The sequence below is a fragment of the Acinetobacter sp. ANC 7912 genome, from assembly GCF_039862785.1.
Classification (GTDB): Bacteria; Pseudomonadota; Gammaproteobacteria; order Pseudomonadales; family Moraxellaceae; genus Acinetobacter; species Acinetobacter thermotolerans.
Map to the genome: position 1 here is coordinate 85,823 of NZ_CP156795.1, position 19,687 is coordinate 105,509.

Sequence of the window (19,687 nt, forward strand, 5' to 3'; positions counted from 1 at the left end):
CCCATGTTAAACACTGCATTTGAGCCGTGGCCAAGCTTTACTCAAGAGGAAGCAGACGCGGTATCAAAGGTTCTTTTGTCAAATAAAGTCAATTACTGGACTGGTCAGGAATGCCGTGCATTTGAAAAGGAATTTGCGCAGTTTGTGGGGACTAAACATGCCGTTGCGGTGGCTAATGGCACGGTTGCGCTGGATGTAGCACTGAAAGCCTTGGGAATCGGGACAGGGGATGATGTGATTGTCACTTCACGGACTTTCCTAGCTTCAGCAAGCTCGATTGTCACTGCGGGCGCTAATCCGGTCTTTGCGGACGTGGAGCTGGATTCTCAGGATATTTCCCACCGTACCATTGAAGCAGTACTGACTCAAAATACCAAAGCCATTATCTGCGTGCATCTGGCAGGCTGGATGTGTGACATGGATCCGATCATGCAACTGGCTGAAGAAAAAGGCCTATATGTGATCGAAGACTGTGCCCAAGCGCATGGTGCCATGTATAAAGGCAAATCTGCTGGTTCTATCGGGCATATCGGCGCCTGGTCATTCTGTCAGGACAAGATTATGACTACGGGTGGTGAAGGCGGCATGGTCACTACCAATGATGAAGTGCTGTGGAAAAAAATGTGGTCTTATAAAGACCATGGCAAAAATTATGACAGCGTGTATAACAAGCAGCATCCACCAGGATTCCGCTGGCTACATGACAGCTTTGGGACTAACTGGCGCATGATGGAAATGCAGGCGGTGATTGGTCGTATTCAATTGAAAAAAATGCCGGAATGGACTGCGGTACGTAATGCCAATATGGCACGTATCCAAGCCGCTTTTGAAAATAGCCCTTATTTTACTGTAGCCAAACCATCAGCGGATTATGTGCATGCAGCCTATAAATGCTATGTACAGGTTAATGTCGATGCTTTGCCAGAAGCCTGGTCACGGGATCGCATCATGGCAGAAATCAATGCACTGGGTGTGCCATGTTTTAGCGGATCCTGTTCAGAGGTGTATCTGGAGAAAGCTTTTGAAGGGACACCATGGTGTCCGGCTCAGCGTTTGCAGAATGCCCAACAACTAGGTGAAAGCAGCCTGATGTTTGTGGTGCATCCAACCTTGTCTGAACAAAGCCTGCAAAAAAGTGTAGATGTGATTCAGCAAGTGATTGCCCGTATTGCATAGTCAAAAACAGCGTATAATTTACGCCTTCCCTGATTTTTAGATCTGAACCCGAGTCCTTTGTGAAAGACATTATCCGATATCTTGCATCCTTGCCACGTCACCAGAAACAGATTGTACTGGTGGCAATGGATATCTGTGTCTTGCCGGTGATTATGTGGCTGGTCTACGCCATTCGTCTGGCTCGACCGAATGTCTCTGTCATGGGAGGGCTAGAGTTCTGGTATCTCTATGTCGGGGTATTTGGTGTTCTGATTTTTGCCCTGATGGGAATTTATAGTGCAATTGTCCGTTCATTTAATGAAGATTATCTGCTGCGACTTTCTATCGCGACTTTTATCCAGATTGTTGTTCTGTACGCAGTCAAGAAACTGGACCTAGCCTTTATTCCGATGAGCATCCCGCTCATGTATGGCTTTGTGCTGTTTTCCTGGATGTGGTGGAGTCGTGCGCTGATCCGTTATTTGACTTTGCGCACCTTTGCTAAAAAAGCTAACCGTAAACGTGTTGCGATTTATGGGGCAGGTTTAGCGGGTCAGCAAATTGCGGCGGCATTATTTCGTTCAGATAATTATCTACCGGTTTGTTTTATTGATGACAAAACTTCGCTGCAAGGGCAGTCACTCAGTGGTTTAAAAATCTATGCGCCAAAAAGAGCTTTAGGTAAATTCCGTAAGTTTCATATTGAAGAAATTTTACTGGCCATGCCTTCAGTTGGGCGTGCCCGCAAAAAGGAAATAATTGAATCCTTTGAACAGTCCGATGTGAAAATCATGGAATTGCCTGGCGTGACCCAGCTGGTCGATGGACAGGTGAAAGTCTCCGATATCCGGGAAGTGGATATTATTGATTTGCTTGGTCGTGATCCAGTTCCACCAAAACCTGAGTTGCTCGAAAAAAATATAAAAAATAAAGTGGTGATGGTCACTGGAGCAGGGGGGTCAATTGGTTCGGAATTATGCCGCCAGATTGTCAAGCACCAACCTAAATTGCTAGTTCTGTTTGAAATGTCTGAATTTGCCTTGTATTCCATTGACCGGGAATTACAAAGCCCAGGTGTAAAGGTTGTTCCAATATTAGGATCAGTAACCAATCAAACAAAACTTGAAAGAGTACTAGCACAATATCAGGTGCAAACTGTTTATCATGCGGCAGCATACAAGCATGTTCCTTTGGTCGAAGCCAATCCTTTTGAAGGGATTTATAACACGTCTATTGGTACCGCACGTAGCGTTGATGCTGCAGTGAATCAAGGCGTAGAAACCTTTGTTCTGATTTCAACAGATAAAGCAGTACGACCAACTAATGTCATGGGCGCTTCTAAACGTATGGCGGAGCTGTATTGTCAGGGGCTTGCTGCAACCAAACCGCAAACCCAGATAAGTATTGTGCGTTTTGGTAATGTGCTTGGTTCATCAGGTTCAGTAGTACCGCTGTTTAAAAAACAGATAGCTCACGGTGGGCCTGTAACAGTCACTCACCCAGATGTAACGCGTTACTTCATGACCATCCCTGAAGCGGCACAGTTGGTGATTCAGGCCGGCGCAATGGGGACTGGCGGTGATGTATTTTTATTGGATATGGGTGAGCCAGTAAAAATTGTGGACTTAGCAAAACAGATGATCCGTTTAAGTGGCTTACGGCCTATCGATGAAAATGGGGTAGGTGATATCGAAATTCAGTTTACTGGATTGCGTCCGGGTGAAAAGTTATATGAAGAATTATTGATTAATGCCGAAGGAGTAAAATCTACAGAACATCAGCGGATTTTGAAGTCTTTTGAGAAGTATTTTGATTTTTCAATTATTTCTAATGTATTTGTTATTTTTGTTAATATAATAAATCAACAAAAAATAGAAGATTTAATAAGTATTCTTAAAGAGTATGTGGATGGTTATAGTCAGTCAAAAGAATAATTTCTAAGGGTTTTTAAATTTATATTGTATTTATAATATTCTATAGATAAAATTTATTATATGGTTTAAATTAGACCTCTTGCGAAAGTCGTTATTGCAAGTTCATCCGGTTTACCAGTGCAGCGATTAAGTTAATGCGTAAACCGAATCTTTTTCGTCTATTTCGATAGCGTTCACTTAGTATTCTAAATCTTTTCAATTGACTATTAATATGTTCGATTACAACTCGTATTTTTCCAATCATTTTATTGTAATTTTTCTCAGCATCAAATAAGGGGAAATTCTTCTTTTTCTTTATTGGCATCAATAACTTAAAGCCATCTTGCTCTAACCCATAGTACCCTAAATCGGTCATAACATAGTCACAATGTTTGAATTTCTTAACTGTTTTTCTTGCCAATTTAATATCATGCTGACTGCCAGACGATATATCTACTCCTATGATTTGTTTGCTCTTCGGATGATAGATCACTTGGGCTTTTAACGTATGTTTCTTCTTTTTACCACTGTAAAACTTACTCTGATTTTTTTTTCGGGCGTTCTATTGAACATTCTGTCGCATCAATAATTACCCAGTTAAATTGTTCGTCTGCTGTGGTAATGCTTCGTTTTGGCAGGGTAAAACGTCTTGATTTCATTAATGCATCTTCAACCTTTTTAATAGTTCGATTCACATTACTTTCAGCGATATGGTAATTTGCAGCCAATTCCAATTGAGTGCTGTAATTCCGTAAGTAATTGAGTGTTAATAATAATTGATCCTCTATAGCTAAAGTATGAGGACGCCCAGATTTCTTTTTAAGTGATTCTGCTTCTTTTAAAACTTCGACCATTTCACTAAAAACTGGTCGAGGTACACCAACCAAGCGCTTGAATTCAGAATCTGAAAAACGGTTTAATTTCTGATATTTCATGAAATCTATATTGAGGTAGTTTTTACTTTCGCAAGAGGTCTATTTTTGAAATAAAAATTATGTGAATGCAGAGTTTTCTGTTGTTTGATAAATGAGTCTATCTAAATTTATTGATTAAAGTATCATAAAATAATTGATTAAGTTTCATCTAAATGTGATGGAAAAAATGATGAATCTACGGTTTGTCTGGGTGTGGTTGAACAAATCTGTATTTCAAGGCCATATTTCTTCTTTTAAAGTTAAATGCGAGTTTTTATTGACTATAATCTTAGAATGGACCCGCTATAGAAAGTATTATTTAGTTCATATCCTTAAAATTAATTATTGTTTTACTCAAGACATGGCTGACTATGAGGATTAGAGCTATAATCCATTTGTATTATGTATGAATTGAAATTAATGAACCAAGATAAAAGATGGTTTATGGATTATAAACTTATTGAATATAATATATTTGATTATGTCAGAAGAGACATTAAAAATTTTTCAATAATACAATGAAGTTAAAGTTTGCCGAAAATCAAGATAACTAATATAGTTTGTTCCTTTCGATTAGTTTAGTAAGTTAACAATGATTAAGAAAGCAATTCTTCCAGTTGCAGGCCTCGGCACACGTTTTCTTCCTGCAAGTAAGTCTATTCCAAAAGAAATGGTAACCGTGGTTGACCGCCCTGCGATTGAATATGTGGTCAAAGAGGCTGTTGCGGCTGGTATTGAACAGATTATTCTGGTGACCCATTCTTCCAAGGCTTCGATTGAAAACTATTTTGACCGTAGCTTTGAGTTAGAGACTACACTGGAACAAAAGAAAAAATTTGATCTGCTCAAAGAGATCACTGAGATTCTTCCTCCTCACGTTAGTGTGATCAGCGTACGTCAGCCACAGCCTTTAGGTTTGGGTCATGCAGTACTTTGTGCCAAAAATGTAGTAGGTAATGAAGACTTTGCTGTACTACTACCAGATGTTCTGGTGAAAGATAGTGATACAACCAATGACCTGAGTCTGATGATTCAACGTTTTAATGAATCTCAAGCGTCCCAGATTATGGTTGAAGCTGTGCCGGATCACTTGGTTGATCAATATGGGATTGTTGATGTTGCAACTACTCCGGATGAAGGTCAGAGTACAGTGATGCAAGGCATTGTCGAGAAACCTGCTGTTGGTACTGCACCTTCAAATCTGTCTGTGGTAGGTCGTTATATCCTGCCTGCAAAAATTATGCAGTTATTGGAACAGACGCCACGTGGCGCAGGTAACGAAATTCAGCTGACAGATGCCATTGCCATGTTGCAGCAAACTGATACAGTTGAAGCATACCGTATGAAAGGCCAGACTTTTGACTGTGGTAGCAAACTCGGTTATCTCAAAGCTGTACTACATTATGGGATTGATCATCCAAAACTGGGTGAATCATTTAAAGCGCTGATTCAGGAACTAAAACTCTAAAGTTGGATATAACTATGAACATTGCAGTATTTGGGCATACCTTATACTCAGGCGTTATGGCAGCATTACTATCTGAATGTGGCCATCAAGTCTTCTGGTGTGATTTGCTAAAAAGACCGGATTCTGAACTGGTGTATGCTCAGGATGAAGCAGTACAGCAGTTACTGAATAAACAGAATAACAAAGGTTTTCTCAATTACTGCAAGTTTGATGATATTCCGCTGAATGTGGATGCTTACCTGTTCAGCTTTAGCCCCACTGAAAAAGTACAAGCCGTCGAAATTCTGCGTGATCTGCAGCGGCGCCCAATTATTCATCCTAAGCTGATGATTAATGCCTCTACTTTGGGTCTGCATGGTACAGAAAGATTTCAACAAATACTGCCTAATGATGACTGGATTTATCTACCGGATGTGATTCAGGAGGGCAATGCGCTACGTAGTTTGACAGATGCTCGCCAACTCATCGTGGGGTGTAGTAAGGAAGCAGCAAAGACGACTTTGAAGGAACTGCTTAGACCTTTATTTCCACGTGAACAGCAATACCTGTTTATGCCAGTACTTGATGCAGAATTCACTAAACTCAGTGTTTCCGGCATGTTGGCAACCCGGATCAGTTATATCAATGACCTGGCTGGTGTGGCAGAAAAACTTGGTATTGATGTTGAGAATGTACGCCAAGGTATGGCCGCAGACAGCCGTATTGGCTCTTCCTATCTGTATCCTGGCGCCGGATTTGGGGGAGAAAACTTCTCGCATGATGTGCAAACCTTGGCGAGTACTGTATCTGATACAGGCGCTAAAAGTCAGCTGTTGGCTCAGGTCTGGGAAATTAATGAGCAGCAGAAGGAAATTCTGTTTCGCAAGCTATGGAATTATTACCATGGCGATCTGAGCGGGAAAACTGTGGCTATTTGGGGAGCTTCTTTTAAGGAAAATACAGCCCGTATTCAGCAATCGCCGATTCATGCCATGCTGGCAGCATTATGGGCCCAAGGGGTAACAGTAAGACTGCATGATCCACAAGCCTTGACCGAAATCGAAAAAGTGTATGGTCAGCGTAAGGATTTGGTGTATTGCACTGATCAATATATTGCTGCAGAGGGAGCTCATGCACTCTGTGTGGTTACTGCTTGGAAACAGTACTGGAGTCCAAGTTACTCAACTTTACTGAAAACGATGCAACATCCCTTAATTCTGGATGGTCGGAATATCTATAATCCGGAATACGTGAAAGCACAAGGCTTTGCTTATAAAGGGGTCGGACGCTAATGGAACAAAAAATACTACCTTATACCGTGGAAGATACTGAAACAGTACTGAACCGTCTAAACAGTTTAAAGCAACAGTTTGAGCCTATGCATCTCACTGAATTATTTCAGCAGGATGAGAACCGTTTTGAGCGTTTTTCAGTAAATCTTGATCCGATTATCTTTGACTACAGTAAACATCGTGTTGATCAAAAAGTAATGCAGGCCTTGGTGCGGTTTGCCCAAGCCCAGGACTTAAATCAGTGGATCAAGAAACTCTTTTCTCAAGAAGAAATCAACTATACCGAGCAGCGTGCTGCAATGCACTGGGCATTGCGTTTGCCAGAAAAAGATAAAAAGTATAATCAACTGGCCAAGCAGGTACATGCTCAGCTCAAACGCATGTTTGCGTTGGTTGAAAAGATTCATGCCGGTCAATACCGTGGTGCGACTGGTGAAGTCATTCAGGATGTAGTGAATATCGGCGTTGGGGGTTCGGACCTTGGGCCTTTAATGGCGACTCAGGCTTTATCTGACTTCAAGCAGCCAACACAAAAGCCACTTAATGTGCATTTTGTATCGACGATGGATGGTAGCCAGCTTTCTGAGCTGCTACATAAACTGCGTCCTGAAACAACTTTATTTATTATTTCGTCTAAATCTTTCGGTACGATTGATACCCTCTCGAATGCCCAAACAGTTCGTCTTTGGTTAGAAAAGACTTTAGGGCAAGATAAGCAAACGCTGAAACATCATTTTATTGGGGTATCGACTAAACCAGACAAAATGACCGCGTGGGGCATTGCTCCAGAAAATCAGTTCCAGCTTTGGGATTGGGTTGGTGGTCGTTATTCACTTTGGTCCTGTATTGGTCTGCCAATTGCCTTAACGATTGGGGTGCAAGGCTTTAAGCATTTCCTGGCAGGGGCTTATGCCGTTGATCAACATTTCCAGACTGCCCCCTTTGAGCAGAATATTCCTGTATTGATGGGCTTATTGGGTATCTGGAATAATAATTTCCTTGATATCCAAACCCATGCGGTATTGCCATATGATGGGCGTTTGAAATATTTTGCTTCTTATTTGCAACAGCTGGAAATGGAATCTAACGGTAAATCCATTCAACGTAATGGTAATAAGGTGGAGTGGGATACTTGCCCAATCATCTGGGGTGAGGTAGGGCCAAATGCCCAGCATGCTTTCTACCAGTTGCTGCATCAGGGAACCCAGTCGGTCAGCTGTGACTTTATTACACCCGTGCAGCGTTATAACGCCAACCAGTTTACCTATGCAGACAATGCAGAAGCATTGATTGAACAGCATCATCTGGCCCTGTCTAACTGTCTGGCTCAGTCACGACTGCTAGCTTTTGGTAATCAGGCCTTAGACATAGCAGAACTTGCAGACTTACCAATGTATAAACAATACGAAGGTAATCAGCCAAGCTCGACGATTTTGTTGCAGGAATTGAATCCTTATAGTTTAGGTATGCTGATTGCATTGTATGAACATAAAGTCTTTGTGCAATCGGTGCTTTGGAATATCAATCCATTTGACCAATGGGGCGTAGAAAAAGGCAAGGAAATTGCGAATCAGTTATTGCCGATACTGAACGGTGAACAAACTGACTTATCTAAGTTAGATACATCGACACAAGGTTTAATTCAAATTTTAATGGGGAAACAGGGTGGCTAAAGTATTGGTAACAGGTGGGGCTGGTTATATCGGTTCTCATACCTGTCTGGAATTATTAAACGCTGGGCATGAAGTTGTCGTGTTGGATAATCTTTCCAACAGTTCTGAAGAATCACTCCATCGAGTTCAGGCTCTAGCCTCAAAAACACTGGATTTTGTCCAAGGCGATATCCGTGATCAAAAAATTCTCGATCAGATTTTCCAAACACATCAGATTGATGCTGTGATTCATTTTGCTGGTTTGAAAGCCGTAGGTGAGAGTCAACAGATTCCGTTGGAATACTTTGACAATAACATTGCAGGTTCCATCAGTCTGTTTCAGGCGATGCAGCGCGCGCAAGTATTTAAACTTGTATTCAGTTCTTCAGCTACCGTATATGGGGAAAGCAATATTTCTCCTTTACATGAAGATATGCCAACAGGAATGCCAACCAATAACTATGGCTATACCAAGCTGATTGTTGAGCAATTACTGCAAAAGCTATCAGCTGCAGATGAACGCTGGTCCATTGCCTTGTTGCGCTATTTTAATCCAGTCGGTGCTCACAAGAGTGGGCAGATTGGAGAAGATCCACAAGGAATTCCTAATAATTTAATGCCTTATGTGACTCAGGTTGCAGTAGGACGTCGTGAAAAACTGGCTATTTTTGGTCATGATTATGACACGCCAGATGGGACAGGAGTGCGAGATTATATTCATGTCGTAGATCTTGCCAATGCACATCTGTGTGCATTAAATAATCGACTGGGTACACAGGGTTGCCGTGTCTGGAACATCGGTACCGGTAATGGGATTTCAGTGCTGCAGGTCAAGAATACCTTTGAGCAGGTGAACGGAGTGACTATTCCATTTGAATTTGTAGCGAGACGTGAAGGGGATGTCGCCACCTGTTTTGCAGACAATACACGTGCAGTACAGGAATTAAGCTGGACGCCACAATATGGTCTGGAAGATATGCTGGCAGATAGCTGGAACTGGCAGAAGCAGAATCCGCAGGGCTATCGCGATTAATTTTTCACATCAGTATCAAGCATAAAAAAAGAGCCATCTGGCTCTTTTTTTGACTTTAGCTGCTTTGTATCAGCTGGGTCAACTCATCCACATAGACCTGCATCGGTTTCGGTTGGCGATCGGCACGGCTTTCAATATTCAAACGCAATAGCGGTTCAGTATTGGAAGCACGAACATTCAGGCGCCAGGCATCAAATTCCAGACTGACACCATCGGTCTGGTCAATTTTTGGATTTTGATCCGCATAATGATCAAAAATCTTCTGAATCGTGGTTTGAGTATCAGTGACCTTAAAATTGATTTCACCAGAGCATGGGAATTTGGCAATCATTTCTTCAACAAGTGAAGATAAAGGTTTTTGTGTTTCAGACAGTACAGAAATTACCAACAACCATGGAATCATGCCGCTGTCACAGTAAGCGAAATCACGGAAGTAATGGTGGGCACTCATTTCACCGCCATAGATGGCATTGTGCTGACGCATTTTTTCTTTAATAAAAGAGTGTCCTGATTTGGACTGGATCGCTTCTCCTTTATACTGTTCCACAATATCAAACGTGTTCCAGACCAGACGTGGGTCATGCACAATTTTTTCACCTGCCTGTTTGAGCAGGAATGCCTGTGCTAGGAGCCCTACAATATAATAGCCTTCAATAAATTGGCCTTTTTCATCAAACAGGAAACAACGGTCGAAGTCACCATCCCAAGCAATGCCCATATCGGCTTGATGCTCAAGTACGGCATTACGTGTACTGTCACGATTTTCAACCAACAGTGGATTAGGAATACCGTTTGGGAAGGTTCCATCTGCTTCGTGATGAATTTTGATAAATTCTACCGGAACATTCAGTGCTTTAAATTTTTCTTCAATCGCATCAATAACATGACCTGCAGCACCATTACCTGCATTCACTACAAGTTTCATTGAGCGAATTTTTGCAGGGTCAATATAAGTTATTAAATGATCGATAAATTCAGGCAACAGGTTATATTTTTCAGTCTTGCCTTTTACTGAGACTTCTTTAAACTCGCTTGATTCAGCTAAGGTTTGAATCTCTTTTAACCCGGAGTCTGCACCAATTGGACGGGCATTTTCACGGACCAGTTTCATGCCATTGTAGTCCATCGGATTGTGGCTCGCGGTAATTTCGATCCCGCCCTGAACATCCAGATGGAATGCACCGAAATAAACTTCTTCTGTACCTGTCATCCCTAAATCGATAACATTCACACCTGCATCATTGAGGCCTTTGATGGTGGCTTGTTTGAGTGCTTCGCTGGTTAAACGTACATCACAACCAACGACAATAGTTTTAGGTTGATAGATCTGTCCATAGGCACGACCAATTTTATAAGCGATCTCTTCAGTAAGTTCGGTACCTAATTTGCCACGAATATCGTAGGCTTTAAAGCAAGTTAGCTTTGTCATTTTTTATCGTCCATCTCTAGAAAAAAGGCTGGAATCACCAGCCTTTTTATCAAAAAAATTATTCTACAGTGACGGATTTCGCAAGATTACGAGGTTGATCGACATCTGTGCCACGCAGTACTGCCACATGATAAGAAAGTAATTGTACTGGGATGCTATATACAATTGGTGCCAGCAGAGCATCTACACTTGGTACATACACCACATGTTGGCGTTCTTTGGCTTTGATGCCGCTGTTCTCGTCCGCAAATACAAACAGTTCACCACCACGGGCTTGGACTTCTTCCATATTGGACTTCAGTTTGTCCAGCATGTCATCCTGTGGTGCCAGGATAACCACAGGCATATCATTATCTACCAGTGCCAGTGGACCATGTTTCAGTTCACCGGCGGCATAGCCTTCTGCATGAATGTAAGAAATTTCTTTCAGTTTCAGGGCACCTTCCAATGCAATCGGGAAGTGGGTACCACGGCCTAGGAACAGGCAATGCTGTTTTTCTACAAACAGTTCAGACAGACGCAGGATTTCCGGATTATGCTGCAAGGTGTCCAGAATCACTTTAGGGGTATGCCACAGTTCAGAGGTAATTTCAGCAATTTGTTCTGCTGAAATGGTGTTTTTGACACTACCTATTTTCAGGACTAACAGCATCAGCGCAGCCAGCTGGGTGGTAAAGGCTTTGGTGGATGCGACACCAATTTCCGGCCCTGCCAGGGTCAACAGGCTATGGTTGGTTTCACGCACCATTGAAGAAGTTGCAACGTTACAAATGGTCATGGTGGTGATATTTAGGCCTTTGGCTGCAGCACGTTTTTGCGTGTCACGTAGTGCAGCTAAAGTATCGGCAGTTTCACCTGACTGCGAAATACATACGTAGAGTGTATTATTGACAATCACAGGTGAGCGATAACGGAATTCGCTGGCGATCTCCACCTGGCAAGGCAGGTCAATCAGCTGTTCAAACCAGTATTTCGCAATCATGCCAGCATGGTAACTGGTACCACAGGCAATAATCTGAACTTGCTGGATTGTTGAAAAATCTGCAACAGCATCAGCAAGGAAATCTTCACGCAGCTTATTGCCATTCAACGCTTGAGAAATGGTTTGCTTGATTGCTTCCGGCTGCTCATAGATTTCCTTGAGCATATAATGCTTATATTCACCTTTAGACGCATTGCTGACAGTAGCATCTAGTTCCTTAACAGGACGATCGACCAATTTGCCATCCACAAAAACTTCTATTGTATTACGGGTCAGACGTGCGATATCACCTTCTTCCAGATAGATAAAGCGGTTGGTAATTGGGAGTAATGCAAGCTGGTCAGAACTGATAAAATTCTCGCCGATACCGACACCAATCACCAGAGGAGAACCTTCACGTACGGTAATCAGTTCATCAGGATGTTCCGTATGCACGATGCCTAGCGCATAAGCACCTTTGAGTTGAGGCACAACCTGGCGTACTGCTTCCAGTAGGCTAGATGTCGATTTCAGCGCATCATTGACGAGATGCGCAACCACCTCAGTATCTGTTTGTGAAGTAAACACATAACCTAAGGCTTCCAGGTCATCTTTAAGTTCTTGGTAGTTTTCAATAATACCATTATGGACGACTGCAACATTGCCAGATACATGCGGGTGGGCATTATTTTCTGTTGGTTTACCATGAGTTGCCCAGCGAGTATGGGCAATACCCAGTGAACCAGTAATTTGAGATTCATTGACCGCCTGTTCCAGATTGGCGACTTTCCCGACACGGCGTTCACGCAGCACCTGGTTTTGATTGATGAGTGCCAAACCTGCTGAGTCATAACCACGGTATTCCAGACGTTTTAAGCCTTCTATAAGAATATTGCTGATGTTTCGTTCCGCAATACCACCGACGATACCACACATAATGATTTCCCCTTATTTCTTGATCTTTTGCGGACGCTGATAATTTTCTTTAATAAACTGCTTGGAGCGTTCTACTGCGAGACAGTTTTCTGCCACATCACGGGTAATGGTAGAACCAGCCCCAACTGTTGCACCATTGCCGATTTGAACCGGGGCAACTAGTGAACTATTAGAGCCAATAAATGCATTGTCGCCAATGATGGTTTTAAATTTATTCGCACCATCATAGTTACAGGTAATCGTGCCTGCACCAATATTTGAACCAGAGCCCACTTCAGCATCACCGAGATAAGTAAAGTGATTGGCTTTTGAACCGAAACCAATGCTTGAGTTTTTCACTTCCACAAAGTTACCAATATGCACTTCATCTGCTAGTTTTGCCCCTGGGCGTAAACGTGCAAATGGGCCAATCTGTGCATCTTCACCGACAACCGCATTATCAAAGACGCTATATGGCTGAACTTTTGTGCCCGCTGCAATTTTAGTATTTTTCAGGATACAACCTGCACCGATTTCGACATTGTCACCGAGTTCACAGTCCCCTTCGATAATCACATTGATATCGATACGGACATCTTTACCGACAGTAAGCTGGCCACGCAGGTCAAAACGGCTTGGATCAATGAGGTGTACACCTTGTTGCATTAACTGCTTCGCTTGGAATGCTTGAAATTGACGTTCTAAAGCAGCAAGTTGAACACGGTCATTAACGCCTTCTACTTCAAAAGCCAGCTCAGGTTCTACAGATGCAACACTCATACCATCGGCCAAAGCCATTGCCACGATATCGGTCAGGTAATATTCACCTTGTGCATTGTCATTGCTTAAACGTGGAAGCCATTCATGTAATTTGGCATTGCTTACCGCATAGATCCCGGTATTAATTTCTTTAATTTGACGCTGTTTTTCAGATGCATCTTTATGTTCAACAATGGCTTGAATTTCACCATTGTCACGCACAATACGGCCATAACCAGTTGCATCTGCTAGGGTTAAAGTTACTAGGCCAATACCGGTATCTTGAGTTGCATTCAGTAGATTCTGCAAGGTTGCAGGGGTAATGCAAGGGACATCACCCGACAGGATCAGCGAGATACCATCTTTGGGTAAGACCGGTAAAGTCATCTGTACCGCATGGCCAGTTCCTAGCTGTTCAGCTTGTTCTACCCATTTGATATCTTGGTCAGCAAATGCTGTCTGAACTAAATTGCCACCGTGGCCATAAATGGTAATGATATTGCCTGCATTGAGTTTTTTTGCAGTTTCAATCACATGACCGAGTAAAGGGCATCCTGCAAGTGGTTGTAACACTTTGGGTAAGTTAGAACGCATACGGGTTCCTTTACCTGCAGCCAGAATAATAACAGTCGTTGACATGTTGTAATCCTAATAATGGCTTAAGCCACGGTGAAATAAAAATATAACCAGATGCATAATGCAGCCCAGAGGCCGGCAATAATATCATCCAGCATGATGCCAAAACCACCACCCACTTGGCGATCAACAACCCGAATAGGCCACGGTTTCCAGACATCAAATAAACGGAACAGGGCAAAGCCAATCAATAGCCAAAGCCAGTTCATTTGTCCTAAATATAGAACAGGTAAAAAGGTAATAGACTGCCCGGTGAACTCATCCCAGACAATCCGACCATCATCATGTACGCCCATCAATTCAGCAGTTTTGCCACAGATATAAATCCCTAAAAAGGACATCACGATCATCACCATGATCGAAGCAGGTAGGCCAATCACCAACCAGATGGGAACGAATAACAGGGCAAAGGCAGAGCCAAAAGTCCCTGGTGCTTTGGGAATTAGTCCGGAACCAAAGCCTACACCACAGAACGTAATAAAACGTTCATAGATGGACATGGATTTAAAATTAATCGTGGGTTTATGCAAAGTGTTGATATCCATTTAAATTCAGTATGACCTCATCTTCATGGTATTTCAAAGACAAGGTCTGATTTTCAGTAATTGTACCAATTCTTGTTATATTTATATCAGGTTGTTGTTCTAATAGTTGAGCATAATGCTGCGGACTTATAGTAAAGCATAATTCATAGTCATCCCCGCCTGCAAGTGCATATTGCCATTGTTTTTCATGATTTAAATCTTGCAAAGCAGGACTAAGCGGCAGTTTTTCCAGCTCTAAAGTAGCACCCACGTCAGAGCCTTTCAGAATATGTCCTAGATCCTGAGCCAAGCCATCTGAGACATCGATCATACTGTTAGCTAAGCCTTTTAATGTTGTACCAAGCTGACAGCGTGGCGTTGGATAATCTAATCGTTTTTGTAGTGGATGACCTAAATTTTGTAAGGCAAAAGCGGCATCACCTATAGTTCCGCTGACACAAATTAGATCGCCAACTTTGGCTCCAGTACGAGGAACAGCTTTGCCAGTCTCTACCCAGCCTAAGGCAGTCACGGTAATGGTGAGATGCGGGCTTTGTGTGGTATCACCACCGATTAAACTCACCCCAAATTGATCGCAACAATCATAGAGACCCTGACTAAAGGCTTTTAGCCAGTCATGATCAATTTGGGGTAGGCTCAAGGCAAGCAGAATACTATGCGGGGTTGCACCCATGGCAGCAAGATCAGACAGATTGACCGCAACCGATTTCCAGCCAATGGCATGGGGATTGGTATCTAAGGGGAAATGTCTTCCAGCAACGAGCGTATCGGCACAGATGACCAGTTGTTGCTGAGGCGGGGGAGTGAGCAAGGCTGAGTCGTCACCGACCCCTAAATCGACAGATGCGGAGGTTGGACGATTAAAATAGGTGTCGATAATTGAAAACTCAGCCATACAACAATTCGACTAAAATCAGTGAGATTGTTGTTTTTCTGCTGCACGTAAAGTTGTCGCTAAACGATCCAGTACACCGTTGATGTACTTATGGCTGTCTGCACCGCCAAAATGTTTAGCAAGCTCAATCGCTTCATCCAGGACCACGCGGTATGGAATTTCCAGATGCTCTTTCAATTCATACGCACCCAGACGTAAAGTTGCAAGCTCAACGCCGTCAAGCGCTGCAATTTCGCGATCAAGCACAGGAGTCAGTAGCGCATCCAGTGCTTCATGATTGGCAACCACCTCGGTCAACAATTCATGATAATAGCTCAGATCCACTTTGTGCATCGCATTGTCCACACGTGTACGTGCTTCAATCTCATGCACCGGATTGTGGCTCATTTGCCATTCATAAATTCCTTGTACAGCAAAGCGACGAGCTTTACGTTTTGCTGCATAAGTTGCTTGAAGTGTTTGCGACATAGCGTTAAATAGCCTTTAACAAGTTTACCATTTCAATAGCAGTCAAAGCAGCTTCACTACCTTTGTTACCTGCTTTTGTACCCGAGCGTTCAATCGCCTGTTCGATACTGTCCGTAGTCAATACACCATTAATTACAGGAAGACCAGCGTCTAGGCCAACCACGCCTAAACCTTTGGCACATTCACCTGCAACGAAGTCGAAGTGAGGCGTGCTGCCACGAATCACTGCGCCCAGCGCGATGATGGCATCGAAACGATCTGAAGCAGCCAGTTTTTTAGCAACCACAGGAAGTTCCCAAGCACCAGGTGCATGAACAACAGTGATATTATCCTCTGATACGCCATGACGTTTCAATGTATCAATGGCACCTTCTAACAGATGTTCAACAACAAAGCTATTAAAACGGCCAACTAAGATCGCGTAACGGTCTTCGTTCGCGAGATGTAACATACCTTCAATACGGCGAACTGCCATAGCAACCTCGATTATTTCTCTGATGTTTGTTGTGCGGTGATGTATTCCACCACTTCTAAGTTAAAGCCTGACAGGGCATTGAAACGTAATGGAGAGCTGAGCAGCTTCATTTTTTCAACACCCAAATCACGTAAAATCTGTGCGCCCACACCAATAGTCTGATACTGCTGGGAAAGTGCAGCATTCGACTTCACATTTTTTGGTGCTGTTAAGGCATCCAGGGCAGGGCCCAAGTCTTGCAGATGACGCTGACCAATCCAGACCAGAACACCGCGTTCACTCTTGGAAATTTCTTTTAGTGCACGGTCCAGGTTCCAGGCTGGTTCGCCATCCTGTTTATTCAGTTTTAGTAAGTCACGAGTCGGATTAAAGCCATGGACACGAACGGTTGTTACACCATCTTTTGGTTGACCTTTAACTAGCGCTAAATGGATATCCGGATTTCCAATTTCACGATAACGGTGTAATTCAAAAGTACCGTATTCGGTATCAATGCTTTGCTGATCCAGATGTTCGACCGTCTGTTCATTGGTCATACGGTAATGAATCAGGTCGGCGATAGTCCCGATTTTTAAACCGTGTTTTTCGGCAAAGATCTCCAAATCTGGGCGGCGTGCCATAGTACCGTCTTCTTTAATGATCTCGCAGATCACTGAAGCGGGTTCCAGACCAGCTAAACGTGCCAGATCACAGCCCGCTTCAGTATGACCAGCCCGGTGCAGGACACCGCCTGGTTGTGCCATCAATGGGAAGATGTGGCCTGGTTGTACGATATCAGCAGGTTTGGCGTGTGCAGCAACGGCAGTCTGAATCGTATGCGCACGCTCTGCTGCAGAAATACCGGTGGTAATGCCTTTAGCCGCTTCAATCGACAGGGTGAAGTTGGTACCGTGTTGTGCACCGTTGGCATCTACCATGAGTGGTAAGTTTAGCTGTTGGCAACGCTCTTTGCTTAAAGTCAGGCAAACCAAACCACGCGCATGAGTGATCATAAAGTTGATGTCCTCAGGGCGCACGTGGGTCGCAGCAATCACAAGATCGCCTTCATTCTCACGGTCTTCATCATCCATCAGGATGACCATTTTACCTGCACGGATATCTGCTACGAGCTCTTCAACGGTATTGAGCGGCATCAACCTTCACCTTCTTTTTTGATCTTTATTTAGACCGAACCATGACATTATTGGTTGCATAGTCTAACGCTTTTTGAGCAATTTTGCCTATGCTTATTGCTTTCCCTAGGGTGTTCATTGTTATACACAGTCTTTTTTGGCAAAGAAAGCCAACTTTGTGAGGAAGTGATGTGTTTTGTGTTTTTTTTAAACGATTGAAAATGATTAATATTGGCAAACTTATGAAGGATCGAGATAAGTCTGCTAAAAAATGGGCTAAAAATTATGCTAAATAGGCATAAAACAATAAAAAGCGAACCGGAGTCCGCTTTTTAAGAAAGGCGCTGCTTAGAAGAAGCCTGCTGGTTTTGTCGAGTAACTCACGAGCAGGTTTTTGGTCTGCTGGTAATGATCCAGCATCATTTTGTGGTTCTCACGGCCAATCCCGGATTTCTTGTAACCGCCAAAAGCCGCATGAGCCGGGTAGATGTGATAACAGTTGGTCCAGACCCGACCGGCCTGAATGGCGCGACCGGCACGATAAGAGGTATGTGCCGAACGCGACCAGACCCCGGCACCGAGGCCATAAATCGTATCATTGGCAATGCGGATCGCGTCATCAAAGTCTTTAAAGGTGGTCACGGCAAGCACCGGTCCAAAGATTTCCTCTTGGAAGGTACGCATCTCATTCGAACCTTTAAAAATGGTCGGTTCAATATAGAAGCCTTGACCGACTTCCTGACGTTCGCTACCACCGAGTAAGACCTCAGCACCTTCTTCACGTCCGGTGGCGATACAGCCGAGAATCTTATCCTGTTGTTCCTGTGAGGCTTGAGCACCAATCATCGTGGTGGTATCTAAAGGATGTCCGGTCTTAATGCGTTTTACACGTTCTACCGCACGTGCTAAAAATTCATCCGCAATACTTTCCTGCACCAGGGCACGCGAAGGGCAGGTACAAATTTCCCCTTGGTTCAGGGCAAACATGGCAAAGCCTTCAAGGGCTTTATCCAGGTAGTCATCTTCTTTGTCCATGATGTCTTCAAAGAACAGGTTAGGTGATTTACCGCCCAGCTCTAAAGTCACTGGAATAATATTCTCAGTGGCATATTGCATAATCATTTGCCCGACTGCGGTGGATCCGGTAAAGGCAATTTTCGAGATGCGTGGATTGGTGGCTAAGGGACGACCGACTTCCACACCATAACCATTCACGATATTGAGAACGCCCGGTGGCAAGATATCTTGAATGAGTTCAGCGAGTACTAAAATACTGACAGGGGTTTGTTCTGCGGGTTTAAGCACAATGCAATTGCCCGCAGCGAGTGCGGGTGCGAGTTTCCATGCCGCCATCAGGATCGGGAAATTCCAGGGAATGATCTGTCCAACGACACCGAGTGGCTCGTGGAAATGATAGGCAATGGTATCTTCATCAATTTCAGAAATGCCGCCTTCCTGCGCACGGATACAGCCGGCAAAGTAACGGAAATGGTCAATACATAGTGGAATATCCGCAGCTAAGGTTTCGCGGATTGGCTTGCCGTTATCCCAGGTTTCTGCCACCGCCAATAGTTCCAGATTCTCCTCAAGACGATCGGCAATTTTGAGCAGAATATTGGAACGTGTGGTCGGCGATGCACTATTCCATTGCTGTTTGGCTGCATGAGCGGCATCCAGTGCCAGTTCGATATCTTCAACTGAGGAACGTGGAACTTTGGTAAAGGCCTTACCATCTACTGGAGAAATGTTGTCAAAGTATTCGCCTTTGACCGGAGGTACCCATTTGCCACCAATAAAGTTTTCATACTGGGCTTTGAATTGTACTTTTGAACCGTCGGTATTAGGGTCTGCGTAACGCATAATGGTGTCCTTGCAATCATTGTTATAGTGAAACGTTTTAAAATAAATTTGAATAAAATAGAGCCATGAACCGGCTACTGCTAGAACTAATATAAAGAGCAAAATTGAAGGGAAGTTAAAGGCTTACAAGCTTGCTACAAAACACAACAAAGCTGGCTTGATTGAAGGTGGTTTTTATTTCATAAGTATTTAATCTAACGGGTTAAATTCATTATTTTTGAGACTT

At 43.3% G+C, this 19,687-nt stretch carries 16 protein-coding genes; 6 read left to right on the forward strand and 10 right to left on the reverse strand.

Annotation, left to right across the window (positions count from 1 at the left end):
* The first annotated feature begins 3 nt into the window (after window positions 1–3).
* Window positions 4–1,176 (forward strand): DegT/DnrJ/EryC1/StrS aminotransferase family protein, encoded by a 1,173-nt coding sequence (locus ABEF84_RS00395; protein WP_347454589.1) that lies wholly within the window; start codon window positions 4–6, stop codon window positions 1,174–1,176.
* 59 nt (window positions 1,177–1,235) lie between these two features.
* On the forward strand, window positions 1,236–3,089 hold the full coding sequence (locus ABEF84_RS00400) for a nucleoside-diphosphate sugar epimerase/dehydratase (RefSeq protein WP_347453364.1): 1,854 nt from the start codon (window positions 1,236–1,238) through the stop codon (window positions 3,087–3,089).
* Window positions 3,090–3,180: 91 nt separating this feature from the next.
* Here ABEF84_RS00400 and ABEF84_RS00405 read toward each other — a convergent pair.
* Window positions 3,181–4,003 (reverse strand): IS5 family transposase gene (locus tag ABEF84_RS00405; RefSeq protein ID WP_141667073.1). Its coding sequence is split into 2 segments (ribosomal slippage): window positions 3,181–3,621 and window positions 3,623–4,003, totalling 822 coding nucleotides; the frame shifts between segments, so codons are not numbered across the junction.
* 571 nt (window positions 4,004–4,574) lie between these two features.
* Here ABEF84_RS00405 and galU point away from each other — a divergent pair.
* Genes galU through galE form a run of 4 tightly spaced genes read left to right on the forward strand, consistent with a single transcriptional unit; the run spans window position 4,575 to window position 9,406 of the window.
* Window positions 4,575–5,450 carry a UTP--glucose-1-phosphate uridylyltransferase GalU gene (galU, locus tag ABEF84_RS00410; protein WP_034585631.1) on the forward strand — a complete coding sequence of 292 codons (876 nt, stop codon included), beginning with the start codon at window positions 4,575–4,577 and terminating at the stop codon, window positions 5,448–5,450.
* A gap of 14 nt (window positions 5,451–5,464) precedes the next feature.
* The gene (locus ABEF84_RS00415) at window positions 5,465–6,721 is read left to right on the forward strand and encodes a nucleotide sugar dehydrogenase (protein WP_034585629.1); all 1,257 of its coding nucleotides are present in this window, start codon (window positions 5,465–5,467) and stop codon (window positions 6,719–6,721) included.
* A complete protein-coding gene (gene pgi / locus ABEF84_RS00420) occupies window positions 6,721–8,394 on the forward strand; it encodes a glucose-6-phosphate isomerase (RefSeq protein ID WP_034585626.1) in 1,674 nt (557 codons plus the stop codon). The genes ABEF84_RS00415 and pgi overlap by 1 nt, the downstream gene beginning before the upstream one ends.
* Window positions 8,387–9,406: a UDP-glucose 4-epimerase GalE gene (galE, locus tag ABEF84_RS00425; protein WP_347473709.1), complete on the forward strand. Its 1,020-nt coding sequence runs from the start codon at window positions 8,387–8,389 to the stop codon at window positions 9,404–9,406. Before pgi ends, galE begins: the two co-directional genes overlap by 8 nt.
* 55 nt (window positions 9,407–9,461) lie before the next feature.
* Here the strand turns inward: galE and ABEF84_RS00430 are convergent, their stop codons facing one another.
* The 9 genes from ABEF84_RS00430 to ABEF84_RS00470 form a co-directional block, all read right to left on the reverse strand.
* Window positions 9,462–10,835, reverse strand: coding sequence for a phosphomannomutase CpsG (locus tag ABEF84_RS00430; RefSeq protein WP_347455414.1), 1,374 nt, complete (start codon window positions 10,833–10,835; stop codon window positions 9,462–9,464).
* A 58-nt stretch (window positions 10,836–10,893) separates the two neighbouring features.
* A complete protein-coding gene (gene glmS, locus ABEF84_RS00435) occupies window positions 10,894–12,732 on the reverse strand; it encodes a glutamine--fructose-6-phosphate transaminase (isomerizing) (RefSeq protein ID WP_347455415.1) in 1,839 nt (612 codons plus the stop codon).
* 12 nt (window positions 12,733–12,744) lie between these two features.
* Window positions 12,745–14,109: a bifunctional UDP-N-acetylglucosamine diphosphorylase/glucosamine-1-phosphate N-acetyltransferase GlmU gene (gene glmU, locus ABEF84_RS00440; RefSeq protein ID WP_347473710.1), complete on the reverse strand. Its 1,365-nt coding sequence runs from the start codon at window positions 14,107–14,109 to the stop codon at window positions 12,745–12,747.
* Window positions 14,110–14,129: 20 nt separating this feature from the next.
* On the reverse strand, window positions 14,130–14,651 hold the full coding sequence (locus ABEF84_RS00445) for a phosphatidylglycerophosphatase A (protein ID WP_034585610.1): 522 nt from the start codon (window positions 14,649–14,651) through the stop codon (window positions 14,130–14,132).
* A complete protein-coding gene (gene thiL / locus ABEF84_RS00450) occupies window positions 14,629–15,546 on the reverse strand; it encodes a thiamine-phosphate kinase (protein ID WP_034585607.1) in 918 nt (305 codons plus the stop codon). Before thiL ends, ABEF84_RS00445 begins: the two co-directional genes overlap by 23 nt.
* Window positions 15,547–15,564: 18 nt before the next feature.
* Complete coding sequence (gene nusB / locus ABEF84_RS00455) at window positions 15,565–16,014, reverse strand: transcription antitermination factor NusB (protein ID WP_034585604.1); 450 nt, start codon at window positions 16,012–16,014, stop codon at window positions 15,565–15,567.
* Between the two features lie 4 nt (window positions 16,015–16,018).
* Window positions 16,019–16,489 carry a 6,7-dimethyl-8-ribityllumazine synthase gene (ribE, locus tag ABEF84_RS00460; protein WP_034585602.1) on the reverse strand — a complete coding sequence of 157 codons (471 nt, stop codon included), beginning with the start codon at window positions 16,487–16,489 and terminating at the stop codon, window positions 16,019–16,021.
* Window positions 16,490–16,500: 11 nt separating this feature from the next.
* The gene (ribBA, locus tag ABEF84_RS00465) at window positions 16,501–17,622 is read right to left on the reverse strand and encodes a bifunctional 3,4-dihydroxy-2-butanone-4-phosphate synthase/GTP cyclohydrolase II (protein WP_034585600.1); all 1,122 of its coding nucleotides are present in this window, start codon (window positions 17,620–17,622) and stop codon (window positions 16,501–16,503) included.
* Window positions 17,623–17,949: 327 nt separating this feature from the next.
* Window positions 17,950–19,461 carry an aldehyde dehydrogenase family protein gene (locus tag ABEF84_RS00470; RefSeq protein WP_347454586.1) on the reverse strand — a complete coding sequence of 504 codons (1,512 nt, stop codon included), beginning with the start codon at window positions 19,459–19,461 and terminating at the stop codon, window positions 17,950–17,952.
* Window positions 19,462–19,687: the final 226 nt, after the last annotated feature.

What these genes read in the sequence shown, in the direction of transcription:
- ABEF84_RS00430 (WP_347455414.1), bottom strand. Translation starts at nt 10,835, where the DNA reads ATGACAAAGCTAACTTGCTTTAAAGCCTACGATATTCGTGGCAAATTA.
- ABEF84_RS00470 (WP_347454586.1), bottom strand. Translation starts at nt 19,461, where the DNA reads ATGCGTTACGCAGACCCTAATACCGACGGTTCAAAAGTACAATTCAAA.
- ribE (WP_034585602.1), bottom strand. Translation starts at nt 16,489, where the DNA reads ATGGCAGTTCGCCGTATTGAAGGTATGTTACATCTCGCGAACGAAGAC.
- glmU (WP_347473710.1), bottom strand. Translation starts at nt 14,109, where the DNA reads ATGTCAACGACTGTTATTATTCTGGCTGCAGGTAAAGGAACCCGTATG.
- glmS (WP_347455415.1), bottom strand. Translation starts at nt 12,732, where the DNA reads ATGTGTGGTATCGTCGGTGGTATTGCGGAACGAAACATCAGCAATATT.
- ribBA (WP_034585600.1), bottom strand. Translation starts at nt 17,622, where the DNA reads ATGCCGCTCAATACCGTTGAAGAGCTCGTAGCAGATATCCGTGCAGGT.
- pgi (WP_034585626.1), top strand. Translation starts at nt 6,721, where the DNA reads ATGGAACAAAAAATACTACCTTATACCGTGGAAGATACTGAAACAGTA.
- ABEF84_RS00415 (WP_034585629.1), top strand. Translation starts at nt 5,465, where the DNA reads ATGAACATTGCAGTATTTGGGCATACCTTATACTCAGGCGTTATGGCA.
- ABEF84_RS00395 (WP_347454589.1), top strand. Translation starts at nt 4, where the DNA reads ATGTTAAACACTGCATTTGAGCCGTGGCCAAGCTTTACTCAAGAGGAA.
- ABEF84_RS00445 (WP_034585610.1), bottom strand. Translation starts at nt 14,651, where the DNA reads ATGGATATCAACACTTTGCATAAACCCACGATTAATTTTAAATCCATG.
- nusB (WP_034585604.1), bottom strand. Translation starts at nt 16,014, where the DNA reads ATGTCGCAAACACTTCAAGCAACTTATGCAGCAAAACGTAAAGCTCGT.
- galU (WP_034585631.1), top strand. Translation starts at nt 4,575, where the DNA reads ATGATTAAGAAAGCAATTCTTCCAGTTGCAGGCCTCGGCACACGTTTT.
- thiL (WP_034585607.1), bottom strand. Translation starts at nt 15,546, where the DNA reads ATGGCTGAGTTTTCAATTATCGACACCTATTTTAATCGTCCAACCTCC.